General features: G+C 72.5%; 18 protein-coding genes and 1 pseudogene. 10 read left to right on the forward strand and 9 right to left on the reverse strand.

The features are described from left to right. Positions 1–196 (reverse strand): annotated as a pseudogene (locus tag FPV26_RS12745) (IS30 family transposase); the annotation flags it as partial. A gap of 355 nt (positions 197–551) precedes the next feature. Between FPV26_RS12745 and FPV26_RS05690 the strand changes: the two are divergent. Further along, on the forward strand, positions 552–1,706 hold the full coding sequence (locus tag FPV26_RS05690) for a glycosyltransferase family 4 protein (protein ID WP_147652750.1): 1,155 nt from the start codon (positions 552–554) through the stop codon (positions 1,704–1,706). Then, the gene (locus tag FPV26_RS05695; protein WP_147652751.1) at positions 1,684–2,250 is read left to right on the forward strand and encodes a phosphatase PAP2 family protein; all 567 of its coding nucleotides are present in this window, start codon (positions 1,684–1,686) and stop codon (positions 2,248–2,250) included. The genes FPV26_RS05690 and FPV26_RS05695 overlap by 23 nt, the downstream gene beginning before the upstream one ends. Positions 2,251–2,416: 166 nt before the next feature. Here the strand turns inward: FPV26_RS05695 and FPV26_RS05700 are convergent, their stop codons facing one another. The 5 genes from FPV26_RS05700 to creB all read right to left on the reverse strand — a co-directional run bounded on the left by FPV26_RS05700 (position 2,417) and on the right by creB (position 7,529). Then, positions 2,417–3,298, reverse strand: coding sequence for a carbon-nitrogen hydrolase family protein (locus tag FPV26_RS05700; protein ID WP_147652752.1), 882 nt, complete (start codon positions 3,296–3,298; stop codon positions 2,417–2,419). Beyond that, positions 3,295–3,894 (reverse strand): GNAT family N-acetyltransferase, encoded by a 600-nt coding sequence (locus tag FPV26_RS05705; protein ID WP_147652753.1) that lies wholly within the window; start codon positions 3,892–3,894, stop codon positions 3,295–3,297. The genes FPV26_RS05700 and FPV26_RS05705 overlap by 4 nt, the downstream gene beginning before the upstream one ends. Before the next feature lie 54 nt (positions 3,895–3,948). After that, positions 3,949–5,310, reverse strand: a complete 1,362-nt coding sequence (gene creD, locus FPV26_RS05710; RefSeq protein WP_147652754.1) for a cell envelope integrity protein CreD — start codon at positions 5,308–5,310, stop codon at positions 3,949–3,951. A 103-nt stretch (positions 5,311–5,413) separates the two neighbouring features. Then, positions 5,414–6,853: a two-component system sensor histidine kinase CreC gene (gene creC, locus FPV26_RS05715; RefSeq protein ID WP_147652755.1), complete on the reverse strand. Its 1,440-nt coding sequence runs from the start codon at positions 6,851–6,853 to the stop codon at positions 5,414–5,416. Between the two features lie 13 nt (positions 6,854–6,866). Then, positions 6,867–7,529: a two-component system response regulator CreB gene (gene creB / locus FPV26_RS05720; RefSeq protein ID WP_147652756.1), complete on the reverse strand. Its 663-nt coding sequence runs from the start codon at positions 7,527–7,529 to the stop codon at positions 6,867–6,869. A gap of 60 nt (positions 7,530–7,589) precedes the next feature. Between creB and FPV26_RS05725 the strand changes: the two genes are divergently transcribed. After that, a complete protein-coding gene (locus FPV26_RS05725; RefSeq protein WP_147652757.1) occupies positions 7,590–8,450 on the forward strand; it encodes a 23S rRNA (adenine(2030)-N(6))-methyltransferase RlmJ in 861 nt (286 codons plus the stop codon). Positions 8,451–8,483: 33 nt separating this feature from the next. Here FPV26_RS05725 and FPV26_RS05730 read toward each other — a convergent pair whose 3' ends face one another. Continuing rightward, positions 8,484–9,023 (reverse strand): hypothetical protein, encoded by a 540-nt coding sequence (locus FPV26_RS05730; protein ID WP_147652758.1) that lies wholly within the window; start codon positions 9,021–9,023, stop codon positions 8,484–8,486. A 221-nt stretch (positions 9,024–9,244) separates the two neighbouring features. On the opposite strand from FPV26_RS05730, the gene FPV26_RS05735 reads away from it, so the two are divergent. After that, the gene (locus FPV26_RS05735; protein ID WP_147652759.1) at positions 9,245–10,174 is read left to right on the forward strand and encodes a DUF808 domain-containing protein; all 930 of its coding nucleotides are present in this window, start codon (positions 9,245–9,247) and stop codon (positions 10,172–10,174) included. A gap of 339 nt (positions 10,175–10,513) precedes the next feature. Here the strand turns inward: FPV26_RS05735 and chrA are convergent, their stop codons facing one another. Both chrA and FPV26_RS05745 read right to left on the reverse strand, forming a co-directional pair. Further along, entirely contained in the window at positions 10,514–11,809 is a 1,296-nt protein-coding gene (gene chrA, locus FPV26_RS05740; RefSeq protein ID WP_147652868.1) for a chromate efflux transporter, read from the reverse strand. Between the two features lie 4 nt (positions 11,810–11,813). After that, the gene (locus FPV26_RS05745; RefSeq protein ID WP_147652760.1) at positions 11,814–12,164 is read right to left on the reverse strand and encodes an MmcQ/YjbR family DNA-binding protein; all 351 of its coding nucleotides are present in this window, start codon (positions 12,162–12,164) and stop codon (positions 11,814–11,816) included. A gap of 43 nt (positions 12,165–12,207) precedes the next feature. Here FPV26_RS05745 and FPV26_RS05750 point away from each other — a divergent pair, with 43 nt between their 5' ends. The 6 genes from FPV26_RS05750 to FPV26_RS05775 all read left to right on the forward strand — a co-directional run bounded on the left by FPV26_RS05750 (position 12,208) and on the right by FPV26_RS05775 (position 18,968). Then, positions 12,208–12,780, forward strand: a complete 573-nt coding sequence (locus tag FPV26_RS05750; RefSeq protein ID WP_147652761.1) for a GNAT family N-acetyltransferase — start codon at positions 12,208–12,210, stop codon at positions 12,778–12,780. 141 nt (positions 12,781–12,921) lie between these two features. Further along, the gene (locus FPV26_RS05755) at positions 12,922–13,971 is read left to right on the forward strand and encodes a class I SAM-dependent methyltransferase (RefSeq protein WP_147652762.1); all 1,050 of its coding nucleotides are present in this window, start codon (positions 12,922–12,924) and stop codon (positions 13,969–13,971) included. Between the two features lie 12 nt (positions 13,972–13,983). Continuing rightward, a complete protein-coding gene (locus FPV26_RS05760) occupies positions 13,984–14,256 on the forward strand; it encodes a DUF4242 domain-containing protein (protein ID WP_147652763.1) in 273 nt (90 codons plus the stop codon). 39 nt (positions 14,257–14,295) lie between these two features. Continuing rightward, positions 14,296–14,790 (forward strand): group I truncated hemoglobin, encoded by a 495-nt coding sequence (locus FPV26_RS05765; protein ID WP_147652764.1) that lies wholly within the window; start codon positions 14,296–14,298, stop codon positions 14,788–14,790. A gap of 106 nt (positions 14,791–14,896) precedes the next feature. Beyond that, a complete protein-coding gene (gene mfd / locus FPV26_RS05770; protein WP_147652765.1) occupies positions 14,897–18,364 on the forward strand; it encodes a transcription-repair coupling factor in 3,468 nt (1,155 codons plus the stop codon). Between the two features lie 160 nt (positions 18,365–18,524). Then, complete coding sequence (locus tag FPV26_RS05775; RefSeq protein WP_147652766.1) at positions 18,525–18,968, forward strand: hypothetical protein; 444 nt, start codon at positions 18,525–18,527, stop codon at positions 18,966–18,968. The last annotated feature ends 15 nt before the right edge of the window (positions 18,969–18,983 follow it).

The following is an 18,983-nucleotide window of genomic DNA, read 5'->3' on the forward strand; positions in this document are numbered from 1 at the left end:
GATACGACCACCCGGCCGCCAGCCCACGCGAAACCTCTTCCCGCTCGGCCAGCGTCAAGCCTGCGGCATGGCGTATGCGCACCGCAGGGGCGATCCCGCCGTGCGCCGCCAATACGCCACGCACCGCTGCCGCCTTGCAGCCCAGCGCCCGCCCAATCTCACTGGCGGGCCGGCCCTGCTTCCAAAGCAGCCACACTTGCTGCCTCACCCCATCGGGCAGCCCCGGTCGTCCACGTCGTGCCATCGGTACCTCCCCCCAAGGGGGCAGTTAGGCTACCGTTGCGATGACCAATTGAATCCACCACGGATAAACGCGGATTCTTCTTGTGGAAGACCTGAGCCGGTCGTCATCCTGGCGCAAGCCGGGATGACGGGAATCAGGTTGCCCAGGGATCCCCTGGAAAGCCTCATCCGCGTTCATCCGTGTCAATCCGTGGCTGAAACAGCCTTTCCAGGGACGGAGCGAAGCCGGGCGTCACCGCCCCGTCATGTTCCTGCCATGCGCGCTTCATGCCGCGTGGCCAGGCTGCGCATGCGACGGAGGGCCGCGCATGCGTTATGCGATCGTGACCGAGACCTGGCCGCCCGAGATCAACGGCGTGGCGTTGACCGTGCACGGCCTGGCCAGCGGCCTGCAGGCGCGCGGGCATGCGGTGCAGGTAGTGCGGCCGCGGCAGGACCACGAAACCCGCATTCCCGCCGAACCCGGGACGGTGCTGGCGCGCGGCGCCGCGCTGCCGCGATATCCGGGGCTCAAGTTCGGCCTGCCGGCGGCGCGACGCCTGCGCGCGCTGTGGCGGCAGGCACGGCCCGATGCGGTGTACGTGGCCACCGAAGGGCCGCTCGGCTGGTCGGCGCTGCGCGCGGCGCGGCAGCTCGGCATTCCCGCGGCCACCGGCTTCCACACCCGTTTCGACGCCTACATGCGCGACTACGGCGTGCGCTTCCTCGAGCCCCTGGCGCTGCGCTGGATGCGCCGCTTCCACAACGGCGCGCAGGCCACGCTGGTGCCGACCCGCGAACTGATGGAGTTCCTGCACGAACGCGGCTTCGCCCATCCCGTGCGGCTGCCGCGCGCGGTGGACACCACCCTGTTCCACCCGCGCAAGCGCTGCCCGCAGCTGCGCCGTGACTGGGGCGTGGGCGACGACGGCCTGGCGGTGATCCATGTCGGCCGCATCGCGGCGGAAAAGAACCTGGACCTGGCGGTGCGCGCCTTCCGCGCGCTGCAGCGGCAGCGGCCGGAGGCGCGCTTCGTCTGGGTCGGCGACGGACCGGAGACCCCGCGGCTGCGGCGCGAGCACCCGGACTTCGTGTTCTGCGGCGTGCAACGCGGCGAAGCATTGGCGCGGCACTTCGCCAGCGCCGACCTGTTCCTGTTCCCGAGCCGCAGCGAGACCTTCGGCAACGTGACCCTGGAAGCACTCGCCTGCAGCGTGCCGACGGTGGCGTTCGACTACGGCGCGGCGCGCGAGCACTTGCGCGACGGCCTGCACGGGGCAACGGTGGCCGACGGCGACGAAGACGGCTTCGTCGCCGCAGCCGTGCGCATCGCCGCCGACGACGTCCTGCGCGGATGCATGCGCGTGGTCGCGCGCGAGGCGGTGGCGGGACTGCGGCCGGCGCAGGTCGCGGCGGATTTCGATGCAGTGCTGGCCGCGCTCGCGGCCGGGAGGAGGCCCGATGTCTTCGCGATCGTGGCGTGAGGCCGGCGGCCGCGCCTGGCTGGCGGCCGGGGAGGCGGAATGGTGCCGGCGCGGCAACCACCTGTGCGCGCGCGCAGGCACGCGGCGGTTCTTCGCCGTGGTCAGCCGCCTGGGCGACGGCATGGCCTGGTATGCGCTGATGGCGGCGCTGGTGCTGTTGGACGGGCGCGCCGGACTGTTCGCCGCGGCCCATCTGGCCGCCACCGGCGCGGTCGCGCTCGCGCTGTACAAGGCGCTCAAGCGCTGGACCCGGCGCCCGCGGCCGTTCGCGGCGGACGCGCGCATCCGCGCCTGGGTGGCGCCGCTGGACGAGTTCAGCTTCCCCTCCGGCCACACCCTGCACGCGGTGGCCTTCACCCTGGTCGCGCTCGCCCACTACCCGGCCCTGGCCTGGCTGCTGGTCCCGTTCACCGCCAGCGTCGCCGCCTCGCGCGTGGTGCTGGGCCTGCACTACCCCAGCGACGTGCTCGCTGCGACCGCGATCGGCGCCGCCCTCGCCGGCCTGTCGCTGTGGCTGGTGCCGGGGGTCGCGCTGTTCGAGTGAAGAGGCGCTTTGGCCACGGATTCACACGGATGGACACGGATGGAGCAGGATCGGATTTGAAAAGCCTTTGGACGCGGATTTGCGCGGAAAGACGCGGATCAAGCACGAAACAAGATTTGGAAAGCCTTATCCGTGCCCATCCGTGTGAATCCGTGGCAAAAACGCTTCACAGGCTTTCGACCCTGGCCCGAAGCAGGCTCGGACGCAGCTGCCCGGGCCAGTCGCGGTCGTTGGCGACCTGGGCGCTGGCGCGGGTGGCTTCGAGGTGGTCGAAGTCGAGTTCGGCGATCGCCCAGGTCGCGTCGCCGCGGGTGGCAGCGAGCACGCCATCGGCGGGCAGGCCCGTGTCCATCGGCGCGTACAGCGCGGCCTCGCCGGTGTTGGCGTCGAGCGCGGGGCTCCACGGCGCCTCGCCCGCGGTCACCGCCTGCGCGACGTAGCAGCGGTTCTCCAGCGCGCGCGCCAGGCAGCCCACCCGCACCCGGGTCGCGCCGGCCTCGGTGTCGGTGCAGCTCGGCACTAGCAGCAATCGCGCGCCGGCCTCGCACTGCGCGCGCACCGGCAGCGGGAACTCGATGTCGTAGCAGACCGCCACGCCCGCACGCAGGCCGCCGGCGTCGAAGGTCTTGAGCGCATCGCCGCCCTCGATCACGCCGGCGCCCTTCTCGAAGCCGGTCAGCTGCAGCTTGTCCTGCCAGACGTGCGCGCCGTCGGGCGCGAACCAGTCGCAGCGGTTGCGGTAGCGGCCGGCATCGCGGGCGAGCAGGAAGGTGCCGGCGACCACGTGCATGCCGGTCTCGCGGGCGATGGCGGAGAACAACGCGCACCACGGCTCGCGGTAGCGCTGGATCGCGGCGAGCGAGGCGTGCAGGTCGCCGGCGACCGCCGGTGCGAACGTCGCGCCGAGTTCGAGCGAGAGGTATTCCGGCAGCACCGCGATGCGCGCGCCGGCGCGCGCGGCCTGGCCCAGCAGCTCGCGCTGCTTGCGCGCGAACTGCTCGAAATCGCCCGGCGCGCCGACCGGGTACTTGCAGACCGCGACCTTCACCCCACCGGCTCCAGCGGACGCAGCCAGAAGGTGAGCGCGTGCTCAACTTCGCCCATGCCGAGTTCCTTCCACGCCAGGCGCATGGTCATGCCGGGCTGGCGCACATAGCCGCGCTTGTGCCAGAAGGCGTCGTTCGGGCGGTACACGGACGGGCGCCGCGGGTCGTGCTCGTCGCGGTCCACGGCGCAGAACGCGGTCCAGCGGAAGCGGCCGAGCGCGCGCGCATGCGCCTCGCGCTCGTCGAAGAAGGCGTGGCCGAGGCGGCGGCCGCGGTACTCGGGCAGCAGCACCGACTCGTCGAAGTAGAACACCGACTCGACCGCGATCCCGCGCTCCAGGAACGGGGCCTGGAACGCGGGCGTGTCGTCCGCGAGCGGAATGCCGGTGGAGGCTCCGACCACGCGCCCGCCGTCGAAGGCGAGCACGAACACGCTCTCGGGCGAACGGGCGTAGGCGCGCAGGTAATCGCGCTCGTAGTCCAGGTCGCCGTCGTAGAGGTAGGGCCAGTCGCGGAACACGGCGATGCGCAGGCGCGCCACGTCGTCGAGGTGCCGGCCGACCGCCGGTCCGGTGAAGCGCTGCACGCGAATGTCCATGGCAGGGATTCTAGCACCGGCGGCGACCGGCGATCGGCCGCCGCCGGGGGCGGATCACAGGGCCTCGCGCGCCTGCCCGAGCCGGTACCAGTCCACCTTGCGGGTCACGATCATCACCGCAGCCAGGATCGCGAACAGCAGGCCCGAGCCGAGCACCAGCGCGTTGTCCTCCGACACCAGCAGGCCGTACAGCGCCGCGTACAGCGCGCCCAGCATCGCAGCGAAGGCCAGGCCGCGCGCGCGGCTGTGCAGCACGTGCGCGAGGTAGAAGCCGAGCAGGCCGATGCATGCCGCGGCCGCGGCCAGATAGGCCAGGCCGAAGGCGATGTGCTCGCTCAGCCCCAGCAGCAGCAGGAAGAAGATCGCCAGCGCCAGCCCCACCAGGCCGTACTGGATCGGGTGGATCGGCTGGCGCCGGATCAGCTCGAACAGGAAGAACCCGGTGAAGGTGAGGACGATGAACAACAGGCCGTACTTGCTGGCGCGATCGGCCTGCGCATAGACGTCCACCGGATCCACGAGCGAGACCCCGAGCGCATCGAGCGCGGCCGGCGCGCCCTGGGGGGCGAAGGCCCGCTCTCCGTCCACCGGCGTCACCGCAGTCACGCCGGCGCGGTACTGCGCCTGCGCGGTGGTGGCGAGCGAGGACACTTCCCACTCGGCGCGGAACCCGTCCGCGCCGACCCGGCGCGTGCGCGGCAGGAAGCTGCCGCCGAACGACGGATGCGGCCAGGCCGATTGCAGGCGCACCGTGTTGGCGCGCGCCAGCGGCACCACCGCCAGCGATTCGGTGCCGCCGAGCGCGAATGCGAGGCGTGCATCCAGCGCCAGCCGTTCGCCGGCCCGCGGCGCCGCCAGCCGCGCGTGGATGCCTCCGCCTTCTCGGCTCCCGAGGCCCTGTTCCAGCGTCGCCGCCATGCCGTTGACCTGCAGGCGCGGCGCGCCCGTCAGCCCGCGCACGTCGGCGAAGCCATAGCCCAGCCACGGCTGGCCGATCCGCCGTGGCCGCAACGGGTCGGCGTCGGCGGGGATCGCGGCATCGAACCGCGCCGAGAGCTGCCCCTGCAGTTCGTACACCCGCACCTCGTGCAGGCCGCGCTTGCGGGTGCCGGGCGTCAGCCGGCCTTCGAGCACCAGCACCTCGGGGAAGTACGTCCACTGCCCGCTGCGCTCGCGCAGCACCCGGCGCGGTTCGCCGCGGGCGTCGGCCTCCTCCACTTCCACCGTCTCGGTGTACGGCACCACCAGCACCGGGCCGATCACCGCCTGCGCGCCGGCATGGCTGCGCGCCACGCTGGCCACCGCCTCCCGGCGGTAACGCTCGCGCTCGGCGATCAGCCCGTTGACCATCCCCAGCGGGATCAGGATCAGCACGGTGAGGAAGAACACCACCCCCCCTTTCAGCCCCCATCGCATGGCACACGCTCCTGTCTGTGGAACCGGCCACAGGCTGCGCCGCGCGGATGGCGGGACGATGGGGCGTCGGTGAAGCGAGGGTGAAGTGCGCGGGGCCGCGGGCTCAGGCCGCCGGCAGGCGCAGCACCGCCCGCGCGCCGCCGCCGTCGCGGTTGTGCAGCTCGGCGCTGCCGCCGTGCAGCGCCGCGACCTCGGCCACGAAGGTCAGCCCCAGGCCGCTGCTGCGGCTGCCGCCCTCGGGCCGCGGCAGCGAGTAGAAACGTTCGAACACCCGCGGCCGGGCGTAGTCCGGGATGCCGGGGCCGCGATCGGCGACCTCGATCGCCCACTGCCCGTGCTCGCGGTGCGCGGCCAGTTCGATGGTGCTGCCACGCGGGGCGAAGTCCAGCGCGTTCTCGACCAGGTTGGCCAGCGCCTGGCGCAGCAGGAACGGATCGCCCTGCACCGCCGCGTCCGCCTCCGGCGGCGCCAGCGCCAGGTCCAGCCCGGCCAGCACCAGCCGCGGTTGCGCCTGCGCGGCCACGTCCTGCAACAGTGCCGTGAGCGGCACGCGCTCCGGATGGTCGAGCCTGCGGCGATGCTCGACTTCGGCCAGCGCCAGCAGCTTGTCGATCATCAGCGCCAGACGTTCGCTCTGGGCGCGGATGCTGGCGGCGAAGCGGCGCCGGTCGGCCTCGCCCATGTCGTTCGCCACCGGCTCCTCCAGCAGCTCGGCGCCGGCACGGATCGCAGCCAGCGGACCCTTCATCTCGTGGGTGAGGGTGTGCACGTACTGCTCCACGTACTGCTTGCCCTCGAGCCGGGTGCGCATGGTGTCCAGCGCCCGCCCGAGCTCGCCGAACTCCCCGGCCATCGCCGGCAACGGCGCGCGTTCGCCGGCGGTCGCCGCCTGCGCGTAGCGCTGCAGCCGCCGCAACTGCCGCGACAGCCACCAGGCCACGCCGATACCGATCAGCAGCGCGCTGCCCATCAGCACGAAGCCCCAGCGCGTGACGATCGCCTGGCTGCGGGCGATGAACGGCGCCAGGGTGCGGTTCGGACGGGCCACGGTCAGCACTCCGACGATGCGGTCGCCGTCGCGGACCGGCGCGGCCACGTGCATCACGGTGGAGGTCTCGTCGGCCGGGTCGCTGCGGGTGGAGCGCGCGCCGTAGCGCCCGCGCAGGGTCAGGTACACGTCGTTCCAGCGCGAGTAGTCCTTGCCGACGTCGCGCCCTTCGCTGTCGAAGACCACGATCCCGCGTGCGTCGGTGACGTAGATCCGGGTGCGGTGTTCGCGCCTGGAAAAGCCCCAGATGCTGGCGCCGAAGTCGCGCTCGCGCACCGCCCGCACCGCGCGCGCGAACTGGCCGTCGGCGATGCGCCCGGCGCGCAGGTCGTCGGCGGCCAGTTCCGCCAGCAGGTTGGCGGTGTCCACCAGGGTGTCCTCCATCGCCTGGCGCACGCCCGGCTTGACCTGGGCCACGAACACCTGCGCCAGCAGCAGCGCGGCCAGCGCCACGATCAGGAAATAGCCCAGGAAGATGCGCAGCGCGATGTTCATGCCGGGCACCGGGTCATGGCTCGAGCGAGTAGCCCAGGCCGCGGTGGGTGCGGATCGGGTCGGCCGCGGGATCCACCTCGCGCAGCTTGGCGCGCAGGGTCTTGATGTGGGTGTCCACGGTGCGGTCGCCGCTGTCGGGGGCGTCGCCCCAGACCCGGTCCATCAGCTGCGCGCGCGAGAGCACCGCGCCGGGCCGCGCCAGCAGCGCGGCGAGCAGGCCGTACTCGTAGCGGGTCAGGTCCAGCAGCCGGCCGCGGTAGCGGATGCGCCGCGCCTCCGGATCGTGCTCGAAGCCGGCCGCGGCCGCCGGCGCGCCCGGCATCCGGCGCAGCGCCACCCGCACCCGCGCCAGCAGCTCGCGCGGCGAGAACGGCTTGGCCACGTAGTCGTCGGCGCCCAGGTCGAAGCCGAGCAGGCGGTCGGCCTCGGCCGACTGCGCGGTGAGGAAGATCACCGGCAGCGCCCGCAGCGCGCGCAGCTCGCGGCACAGGGCGAAGCCGTTGAGATCGGGCAGGCCCACGTCGAGCAGGGCCAGGTCGAAGGCCTGCGCGCGCGCCGCCCGCAGCGCCTCGCCGCCGGTCAGGCAGTGCAGCACCTCGTGCCCGTCGCCACGCAGGGCGAAGGCCACGGCGTCGGCGATCGCGGCTTCGTCTTCGACCAGCAGGATGCGCGGCATGGCGGTGGCACGGTCCGGATGCGGCAAGGATAGACCAGCCCGCCGGGCTACCCTATGCCGATGAACTACCGCCATGCCTTCCATGCCGGCAACCACGCCGACGTGCTCAAGCACGTGCTGCTGCTGGCGTTGTGCGACGCGCTGACCGCCAAGCCCGCGCCCTGCTTCGCCCTGGACACCCACGCCGGGAGCGGGCTGTACGCGCTCGACGCCAAGGCCGCGCAGCGCACCGGCGAGGCGGCCGGCGGCGTGGCGCGCCTGCTCGCCGATCCGCCGGCCGAACCGCTGCTGCGGCGTTATCTCGAAGCGGTCGCCGCCTGCCGCGAGGCGCACGGCGCCGCGGCCTACCCCGGCTCGCCATGGCTGCTCGCGCACGCGCTGCGCGCGCAGGACCGGATCGCCTGCTGCGAGCTGCAGGAACAGGAAGCCGAAGCGCTGAAGGCCGCCTTCGCCCACGATCCGCGCGTGGCCGTGCACCGCCGCGACGGCTATGCCGCGCTGAAGGCGCTGCTGCCGCCGAAGGCCGGCGCCACCCGCTTCGGCCGTGGACTGGTGCTGATGGATCCGCCCTACGAGGCCCAGCTCGAGGAGTTCGGCCACGCCCTCGCCGCGCTGCGCGAAGGCCTGGCGCGCTGGCCGCAGGGCGTGTTCGCGCTGTGGTACCCGATCAAGCTGCGCCGCGCGCTGCAGCCGTTCTACCGCGGCGCCGGCGCCCTGCCGGCGAAGTCGGCGCTGCTCGCCGAGCTGCTGGTGCGGCGCGACGATTCGCCGCTGCGCATGAACGGCAGCGGCCTGCTGCTGCTGAACACGCCCTGGCGCTTCGATGCACACGTCGCGCCCGCGCTGCAAGCGCTGCGCGACGCGCTCGGCGAGGACGCGCACGCCCAGGCCCGGCTGGAGTGGCTGCGGCCGCCGGCCTGACAAGCCTCTCCGATCGCCGGGCGCGAGCCGCGCCTAGCCTCGGCAGCCGTGGCGCGCCATCGAGGCCAGGATTGCCTCGGTGCTTCCGCGGTTGGCCGACAGGGCTGCACGCAGATCGCCGCACATGCGGCGTCTCTGCATGGCCTGCAGACGGCCGCCGAGCGAGCGGTCGGTCAGGGTGAGCCGCATGCGCGGCTCGCTCGCTTCCCAGCGCCCATCGGGGCGCCTCAGCGGATCCTGCCGGAAGTCCATGGCAGGTTCCTCGATCACCACATTCAACGGCGCCGGCGGTGCTGGCGTGTCCTCCGCACGCTGGTGTGTTGCCGACGCGACGGGGACGGAATGCGCCTGTGCGGAACTCACGGATGCAGCCGCGTCACCCGGCGTGGCCGTGCCGACCGATGTGCGGCTCGCAACACGGACTCGGGGCTTCGTCACCCTGGCCGCCGGGGACGGACGGGCGATGAACGTCACGGTGATGACGGTGTCCTCCGGCCCATCGTCCACCGGCACCGGCCGCTCCCGCAGGAGCCAGGCCACGAACACCGCATGGAGCGAGAGGGTGAGCGCCATTGCAGCCACCCGGCCAGGCTCCGCATCGCGCCGGAACGGGGCGCGGGCCTGCGCGGCGGGGGACGAAATCCTTTTCAGCACACTGCGCTCCTGCATTCGTGACGGCGGGTCGAGGATTGACGGCACCGGCGACGGTCGGCGGCAGGCGCGTGAGGATAACAGCGGCTGCCGGCCATCCGGGCCTGTGCGAGAATCCGCCCCCCTTCCCTGCGCACCCTGCCATGGCTTCCGGCCTCTTCGCCCTGCTCGACGACATCGCCACGCTGCTCGACGACGTGTCGGTGATGACCAAGGTCGCGACCAAGAAGACCGCCGGCGTGCTCGGCGACGACCTGGCGCTGAACGCGCAGCAGGTGACGGGCATCGATCCGGACCGCGAGCTGCCGGTGGTGTGGGCCGTGGCCAAAGGGTCGCTGGTCAACAAGGCGATCCTGGTGCCGGCGGCGCTGCTGATCAGCGCGTTCGCGCCGTGGGCGGTGATCCCGTTGCTGATGGTGGGCGGCGCGTACCTGTGCTACGAGGGCGTGGAGAAGCTCGCACACAAGTTCCTGCATTCGCCGAAGGAGGACGCGCGCCGCCACGCGGAGTTGCTGCAGGCGGTGAGCGACGAGCAGGTGGACATGGTCGCGTTCGAGAAGGACAAGATCAAAGGCGCGATCCGCACCGACTTCATCCTCTCGGCGGAGATCATCGTCATCACCCTGGGCACGGTGGCGCAGGCGGATTTCGCGCGCCAGCTGTCGGTGCTGGTGGCGATCTCGCTGCTGATGACGGTGGGCGTGTACGGGCTGGTGGCCGGCATCGTCAAGCTCGACGATCTCGGGCTGCTGCTGGCCGGCAATGGACGCGAGGGCGGGATGGCGCGGACCAAGCGCGCGCTCGGCAAGGCGATCCTGCGCACCGCGCCGTACCTGATGAAGCTGCTCTCGATCGCCGGCACCGCCGCGATGTTCCTGGTCGGCGGCGGGATCCTCGTGCACGGGATCGCGGCGCTGCACCACCTGATCGAGCCGTACACGCACGGCAGCGCAGGCTGGCTGGTGGCGCTGTCGTTCGACGCGCTGGTCGGCATCCTCGCCGGCGTGGCGGTGCTGGGCGCGATGAAGTTCCTGGCCCGCCTGCGCAAACCGTCGGGACCGGCACCGGCCTGATTCCGTCGTCGCAGCGCGCGGCGGGCCTGTCCTGCAGCGCGTGCACATGTCGGCTGCTTCGAGCAGGGCGCCGGCATGCGCGGTACGCGTGCGCACGTCAGCAGCTTCGGGCGGGGGGTGTCGCGTCAAGCGCGCCATGGATGGCGCGCGCGCGAGTCAGGACAGGGTGAGCCCAAGCCGCTCGCGCGGCACTGCCGCGCGGCTTGGGCGAACGCCCGGCGCGCTGCGCCGGGCCGGGAGAGCCGCGCAGCGGCGTCCCTGACCGAGCAGAGAGCGACACCCCCCGCGCACCGGACCCGGGACGACCAAGCCCACCGCACCCAAACCGAACACGGCAGCTCAACCAACAACCCCACCCGCCTGCGCCAGCACGCCGAGCGCGCCGGCGCCGAGCACCACCGCGACGATGTTCCAGCGCCAGCGTGCCAGTCCCAGCCAGGCCAGCAGCGCCAGCGCCAGCACGAACGCCCCTTCGGCCAAGGGGCGATGCGCCAGCAACTGCCAGCCGAACCACAACGCCAGATGCGCGATCACCCCGACCACCGCGGCGGTGATCGCCGCCAGCGTCGCACTGGCGGCCGGCCACTCGCGCAGACGCTCGATCCAGGGCGCCGCCGGCAACACGAACAGGAAACTCGGCAGGAACGTCGCCCACACCGTCACCCCCGCCCCCAACAGCGCCGAGGCCAACGGCGACGCCAGATCCGGGTGCTGCCAGCCCCCGACGAAACCCACGAACTCCAGCACCAGGATCAACGGCCCGGGCGTGGACTCGGCCAGCCCCAACCCCACCAGCATCTGCTCCGGTGCCAACCAGCCGTGCACCTCCACCGCCTGCTGCGCGACATAGGGCAGCACCGCGTAGGCCCCGCCGAGCGTGACCAGCGCGGCCTTGCTGAAGAACACCCCCATCGCCCAGGCCGTGCTGTCGCCGCCCAGCCAGACGCGCACCGCCAGCAGCGGCAGCCACCACAGCAGCAGGCACACACCGGCCACCCCTGCGGCATGACGCAGCGCCGGGCGCAGCGCGAAGGCCCGCGCAGCCCCTTCCGCCACCGCCCCGTGCGCCGCCTCCTGCGGCAACCAGCGCGGCGCCAACCGCCACACCACCAACCCAGCCAGGGCCGCCCCGGCCACCACCAGCGGGAATGGCGCGTCCGCCGCGATCGCCAGCAGCGCCGCCAGCGCCAGCGCACCGGCGAAAGCGGTCCGCATGACCCGCCGCCCGATCCGCAGCACCGCATGGGCGATGATCCCGAGCACCGCCGCCTGCACCCCGGCCAACGCCGCCGCCACCGCCGGCACGCTGCCGAAACGCATGTACACCCAGCCCAGCAGCGCCATGACCAGCGCCGCCGGCAGCACGAACAGCGCGCCCGCGGCGACCCCGCCACGAATGCCGTGCAGGCGCCAGCCCAGGTAGGTGGCCAGCTGCATCGCCTCCGGCCCCGGCAGCAACATGCAGTAGTTGAGCCCGTGCAGGAACGTCGCCTCGTCCACCCAGCGCCGCCGCTCCACCAGCTCGGCGTGCATCAGCGCGATCTGCCCCGCCGGCCCGCCGAAGTTGATCCAGCCCAGGCGGTGCCAGAACCGCAGCGCCTCGGCGAAGCGCGGCCCGGCGCGGGGCCCCGCCATCGGCTCAGTCGGCGAGCTCACGCTGCAGCTTCTTCGGCAGGCGGGCGCGCACCAGCTCGTAGGCGCGGCGGACGAGCGCGCGCAGCTCGGCCGCGGGCAGCCGCGCGGGGTCCGGCACCTGCACCCACTTCGCCCGCGCCAGGTACGGGGCCGGCACGAACCCCGGCTGCCCGGTCAGTTCCAGGAAGCGTCCGTCCTCGACCTTGAAGCTCAAGGCCCCGGCCTGCGGCCCGCGCAGGCACAGCACGCAGAACATCTTCCCGGCCACGGTGAAGACCAGGTCGTCCTCCCACTTCAGGCCGGCCTCGACCCCGGGCCAGCCGGCCGTCAACCGCCGCAGCACATGTTCGTCCATCGTCTAGAGCTTAGCTTCACTTCCTCCGTGGCAGGCTCCGCGCATGGCCGCCCGCAACCGTCTCCCGCCCTGGCATGAGCAGCTGCGCCTGGCCAACGGCCGCGAGGTGCTGATCCGCCCGATCCGTCCCGAGGACGCCGGTCCGCTGCGCGCCGGCTTCGGCCTGCTGCATCCGGAGGAGATCCGGCAGCGCTTCCTCTACACGATGAAGGAACTCACGCCGGAGATGGCCGAGCGCCTGACCCGGCCCGACCCGCGGCGCGAATTCGCGCTGGTCGCGGCCGAGCCGCTGCCGCCGGGGGAGGCGCTGGTGGGCGCGGTCGCCCGGGTCGCGATCGGCGACGACCCGCGCGAGGCCGAGTTCGCGATCCTGGTCAGCCACTACATCGCCGGGATGGGCCTGGGCCGGCACCTGATGCGCCGGCTGGTGCGCTGGGCGCGGGGCCGCAAGCTCGAGCGCCTGTACGGCGACGTGCTCGAGCACAACCAGCCGATGCTGGCGCTGGCCGAATCCATGGGCTTCCGCCGCATGCACACCGGCACGCCGGGCCTGGTGCGGGTGGTGCTGGAGCTGGGCGGCGAGGCCCAGGAACGCAACCGCTCCGAGGCCGCCTGAGCCGCCGCATCCGGAGTGCCGGGCGCTGCCGACGAACGGCATGCCGCCCCTGCGCATTGCGGACGTATTCCGCAGGAAGGGGGCCGGCGGCTGGCGGAGCCGCGCACGTCCACGGAAGGGCCCTCCTCCCGGAGTCGCGCAATGGCCATTGACGAAGCAAGACTCAACGAATTCCTCGGTCGGGCGGTCGGCGATCTCGGCGCCGCCATTTCCTCCACCCTGATGCTGGTCGGCGACAAGCTCGGGTTCTACCGGGCGCTCGCCGCACAACCGCTGACGCCGGCCGAACTCGCCGCGCGCACGGGGACGCACGAGCGCTACGTGCGCGAATGGCTGGCCAACCAGGCCGCCGGCGGTTACGTGAGCTTCGACCCCGCCAGTGGCCGCTACGGCCTCGACGAAGTCCAGGCGCTATGCCTGGCCGACCCCGACGGGCCGGTGGACCTGCCCGGCGCCTACGAGGTGGTGCAGGACACCTTCCACGTGCTCGAACGCACCCTCGAGAACTTCCGCACCGGCAAGGGCATGGAATGGGGCGAGCACCATCCGTGCCTGTTCCGCGGCACCGAGCGCTTCTTCCGCGCCGGCTACAACGCGCACCTGCTCGGCGAGTGGCTGCCCGCGCTCGAGGGCGTGGTGGAGAAGCTGAAAGCCGGCGCCAAGGTCGCCGACGTCGGCTGCGGCCACGGCGCCAGCACCACGCTGATGGCCAGGGCGTTCCCCGATTCGGAGTTCGTCGGCTACGACTACCACGGCCCGTCCATCGAAGTGGCGCGCCAGCGCGCGCGGGAGGCCGGCGTGGACAACGCACGTTTCGAAACCGCCGACGCCACCGGCTACGACGAGGCGGACTTCGACCTGATCTGCTTCTTCGACTGCCTGCACGACATGGGCGATCCGGTCGGCGCGGCCCGGCATGCGCGCGACGCGCTGGCGTCCGATGGCACCTGCATGCTGGTCGAGCCCTTCGCCGGCGACAGCGTGGAGGCCAACCTCAATCCGGTCGGCCGCGTGTACTACGGCGCCTCCTCGCAGATCTGCGTGCCGGTGTCGCTGGCCCGCAACGGGCTAGCGCTCGGCGCGCAGGCCGGCGAGGCGCGTCTGCGCGAGGTGATGATCGCGGCCGGCTTCGGCCGGTTCCGCCGCGCCACCGAGACCCCCTTCAACCTGGTGCTCGAAGCACGCCCCTGAGGAGCCCCGGCCATGCCCCGCTACGTCATCGAACGCAACCTGCCCGGCGCCGGCCAACTGCCGGCGGAACAACTGCGCGCGATCTCGCAGAAGTCCTGCCGCGTGCTCGACGCGCTCGGCCCGCGGATCCAGTGGGACCGCAGCTACGTCACCGACGACAAGATCTACTGCGTGTACATCGCTCCCAGCGAGGATCTGGTCCGCGAACACGCTCGCCAGGGCGGCTTCCCGGCCGACCGGGTTGCCGAAGTGAAGGCCGTGATCGATCCGGTCACGGCGGAATAGCGCACAGAAGTGAACCCAAACCAGGGGAAGGAGGTCCGTATGCGTCCGCTGTCCCACCGCGCACGCGCGGCGCTTGCCGCGCTCGTCCTCGCCTTCGCGCCTGCAGTGCAGGCGCAGGCCGAGCGCAGCGACGAAGCCGAGCCCGCGCAGCAGTCCCTGTACGACCGCCTGGGCGGCCTGATGCCGATCTCGGTCGTGGTCAGCGACTTCATTGACGTGCTGGTGCCCGATCCGGTGCTGAACGCGAACCCGGCCATAGACGCCGCGCGCCAGCGCGTGCCCGCGCCGTACCTCAAGTACCACGTGACCTCGCTGGTCTGCCAGGTCACCGGCGGCCCCTGTCAGTACCAGGGCCGGAACATGAAGGACGCGCACGCGCACCTGGACATCAGCGAGCACGAATGGAAGCGGATGGTCGCGCTGTTCAAGGACGTGCTGGCCAGGCACAAGGTGCCGGAGCGGGAGACGCGCGAGCTGCTGGAGATCGTCGCCTCGACCAAGGGCGACATCGTGGCGGCGACCGCCGCGAAGTGAGGGTGGCGCCGGACGCAGGCCGGCGCGCACCGCCGCTCGCGTAAACTGACGGCCCCGCGCTGGGGGCGGCATGCCGCCTCCGGCGCTGCCGTCGTTTTGCGTGCCGATGACCGACACCTTCGCCTTCCCCGCTCCCCCCCTGCCCCGCCCCGGCCAGCAGCGCGCCTACTGGCACGCGCCGGCATCCGCGTCCGGGCTTGCCTTCGCCATCGCCGGCGCCGCCCAGGCGCACGCCGGGCCGGTGCTCGCGGTCGCGCGCGACAACCACGCCGCGCACCAGCTCGAATCCGACCTGCGCACCCTGCTCGCCGGCGTCGCGGACCTGCCGGTCGTGCACTTCCCGGACTGGGAGACGCTGCCCTACGACCGCTTCAGCCCGCATCCGGACATCGTCAGCCAGCGCCTGGCCACGCTGCTGCGGCTGCCGTCGCTGCGGCGCGGGATCGTGGTGGTGCCGGTGCAGACCCTGATGCAGCGGCTGGCGCCGGTGCGCTACGTGGTCGGCAGCAGCTTCGACGTGCGCGTGGGCCAGCGGCTCGACCTGGAGGCGGAGAAGCAGCGCCTGATCGCCGCCGGCTACCGCCACGTGCCGCAGGTGTACGACCCGGGCGACTTCGCGGTGCGCGGCGGCCTGCTCGACGTGTACCCGATGGGCGCCGACACGCCCTACCGGGTCGAACTGCTGGACGAGGAGATCGATTCGATCCGCGCCTTCGACCCGGAGACGCAGCGCTCGCAGGAGAAGGTGGAGGCGGTGCGCCTGCTGCCCGGCCGCGAGCTGCCCACCGACGAGGCCGCGGTGAAGCGCGCGCTCGACGCGCTGCGCGAGCGCTTCGACATAGACGCGCGCCGCAGCGCGCTGTACCAGGACCTCAAGGCCGGCCTGGCGCCGGCCGGGATCGAGTACTACCTGCCGCTGTTCTTCGAGCAGACCGCGACCCTGTTCGACTATCTCGACGCGGCACTGCTGCCGGTGCTGGGCGAGGGCGCGCTCGACGCCGCCGGCGCCTTCTGGGCGCAGACCCAGGAACGCTACGAGCAGCGCCGCCACGACCTGGAACGCCCGCTGCTGCCGCCGGCCGAGCTGTACCTGCCGCCGGAGGCGCTGCGCGAGCGGCTCAACCGCATCGCGCGTGTGGACGTGCTCGGCGCCGACGCCGCGCGCGGCGAGCAGGCGCACGCGCTCGGCCTGCCACCGGCGCCGACCCTGCCGCTCGCGGCCCGGGACGCGGCGCCGGCCGCGGCCTTGCAGTCGTTCCTGTCCAGCTACCCGGGCCGGGTGCTGGTGGCGGCCGATTCGGCCGGTCGGCGCGAGGCGCTGCTGGAGGTGCTGCACGCGGCCGGGCTGCGGCCGGAGGTGCTGGCGGACTGGGCGGCGTTCGTCGCCGGGACGGCCCGCTTCGCCATCGCCGTGGCCCCGCTCGACGACGGCTTCGCGGCGGATGCGCCGGCCTTCGTCGTCCTCACCGAGCGCCAGCTGTTCCCCGAACGCGCCGCGCAGCCGCGCCGCCGGCGGCGCGCGGGGCGCGAGCCGGAGGCGATCATCCGCGACCTCGGCGAACTCGCCGAAGGCGCGCCGATCGTGCACGAGGACCATGGCGTCGGCCGCTACCGCGGCCTGGTGACGCTGGAGGCCGGCGGCACTCCCGGCGAATACCTCGAAATCGAATACGCCAAGGGCGACCGCCTGTACGTGCCGGTGGCGCAGCTCGACCGGATCAGCCGCTACTCCGGCGCCTCGCCGGAAACCGCGCCGCTGCACTCGCTGGGCGGCGAGCAGTGGCAGAAGGCCAGGCGCAAGGCCGCGGAGAAGGTGCGCGACGTCGCCGCCGAACTGCTGGAGATCCAGGCCAGGCGGCAGGCCCGCGCCGGGCTCGCGTTGCAACTGGACCGCGCCCTGTACGAGCCGTTCGCGGCCGCGTTCCCGTTCGAGGAAACGCCGGACCAGCTCGCCGCGATCGAGGCGGTGATCCGCGACCTGTCGTCCTCGCAGCCGATGGACCGCGTGGTCTGCGGCGACGTCGGCTTCGGCAAGACCGAGGTCGCGGTGCGCGCCGCGTTCGTCGCCGCCACCGCCGGCAAGCAGGTCGCGGTGCTGGTGCCGACCACGCTGCTGGCCGAGCAGCACTACCGCAACTTCCGCGACCGTTTCGCCGACTGGCCGATCCGGGTCGAGGTGCTGTCGCGGTTCAAGACCAGGAAGGAGATCGAGGCCGAGCTGCAGCGGCTGGCGGAGGGCAAGCTCGACGTGGTCGTCGGCACCCACCGGCTGCTGCAGCCGGACGTGCGCTTCAAGGACCTGGGGCTGGTGATCGTGGACGAGGAACAGCGCTTCGGCGTGCGCCAGAAGGAAGCGCTGAAGGCGCTGCGCGCCAACGTGCACCTGCTCACCCTCACCGCCACGCCGATCCCGCGCACGCTCAACATGGCCCTGTCCGGGCTGCGCGACCTGTCCATCATCGCCACCCCGCCCGCGCACCGGCTGGCGGTGCAGACCTTCGTCACGCCGTGGGACGGGGCGCTGCTGCGCGAGGCGTTCCAGCGCGAGCTGGCGCGCGGCGGCCAGGTGTACTTCCTGCACAACGACGTCGAGACCATCGGCCGCATGCAGCGCGACCTGCAGGAGCTGGTGCCGGAGGCGCGGATCGGCATCGCCCACGGGCAGATGCCCGAGCGCGAGCTGGAGCAGGTGATGCTCGACTTCCACAAGCAGCGCTTCAACGTGCTGCTGTGCACGACCATCATCGAGTCCGGCATTGACATCCCCAACGCCAACACCATCGTCATCAACCGCGCCGACCGCTTCGGCCTGGCGCAGCTGCACCAGTTGCGCGGCCGGGTCGGCCGCTCCCACCACCGCGCCTACGCCTACCTGGTGGTGCCGGACGACCGCAGCATCACCGCCGACGCGCGCAAGCGGCTGGACGCGATCGCCTCGATGGACGAGCTGGGCGCCGGCTTCACCCTCGCCACCCACGACCTGGAGATCCGCGGCGCGGGCGAGCTGCTGGGCGAGGAACAGAGCGGGCAGATCGCCGAGGTCGGCTTCAGCCTGTACACCGAACTGCTGGAGCGCGCAGTGCGCTCGATCAAGGCCGGCAAGCTGCCGGACGTGGACGGGACCGAGCGCCACGGCGCCGAGGTCACGCTCAACCTGCCGGCGCTGATCCCGGAGGACTACCTGCCCGACGTGCACGCGCGGTTGACCCTGTACAAGCGCATCAGCGCCGCGCGCGACGCCGACGAGCTGCGCGAGCTGCAGGTGGAGATGGTGGACCGCTTCGGCCTGCTGCCGGATCCGGCCAGGCACCTGTTCGCGGTCGCCGAGCTCAAGTTGCAGGCCACGCGCCTGGGCATCCGCAAGCTCGAACTCGGCCCCGGCGGCGGCCGGATCCAGTTCGAACCCAAGCCGGACGTGGACCCGATGACGGTGATCCGCCTGATCCAGTCGCAACCCAGGCACTATGCGATGGACGGCCCCGACAAGCTGCGGGTGCGGCTGGAGCTGCCCGATGCCGCCAGCCGGCTGAATGCGGCACGCGGATTGCTGCAGGCACTGCGGCCGACAGCATGAATGGGGGGCGCGTCGGCGCCCGCCCGGGCAACGGCACGCCAACCAGAAACCGGCCTTTTCGTTTTGAGACGTCAATCACATTATTGAATTGTCAAGCCCCCGGCTCTGGACTATGGTCGGCGTGCGGAAACCTTCCGCATGCAGTACTTCGGGGGAACCCATGAAAGCTCTGGCTACCTTGTGCCTCCTGGCCCTCGCCGGCGCCGCGCAGGCGCAGACGGTCACCCCGCCGGCCTGCCCGCAGCTGCCGGCCGACACCGGACTGACCTGGGAATACCGCCCCGCCGGCAATGCCGACTTCTGCCTGGCCAAGCGCGCCGACGGCAGCGAGGTGCTCGGGGTGTTCATCGCCGCCGACCCGCCGTTCCAGCCCGAGCGCCGCAATCGCACCGAACAGGGCACCGTGGACGGCCGCGAGGTGCGCTGGTACCGCGGCGAGGTCGCCTCGCGCCCGGACGTGCTCGTGCGCGAAACCCTGGTCACGCTCGGCGACGGCCGCGTGGCCCACGTCTGGGTGCAGGCACGCGACGAGCAGACCCTCGCGCAGGAAATGCAGATGGCGCAACAGCTGCGCTTCCCGGAGAGCCGGCTGAGCACGCGCTGACGCACAGAAGCGCCT

It is taken from the genome of Vulcaniibacterium gelatinicum (assembly GCF_008033445.1).
GTDB classification, from domain to species: domain Bacteria; phylum Pseudomonadota; class Gammaproteobacteria; order Xanthomonadales; family Xanthomonadaceae; genus Vulcaniibacterium_B; species Vulcaniibacterium_B gelatinicum.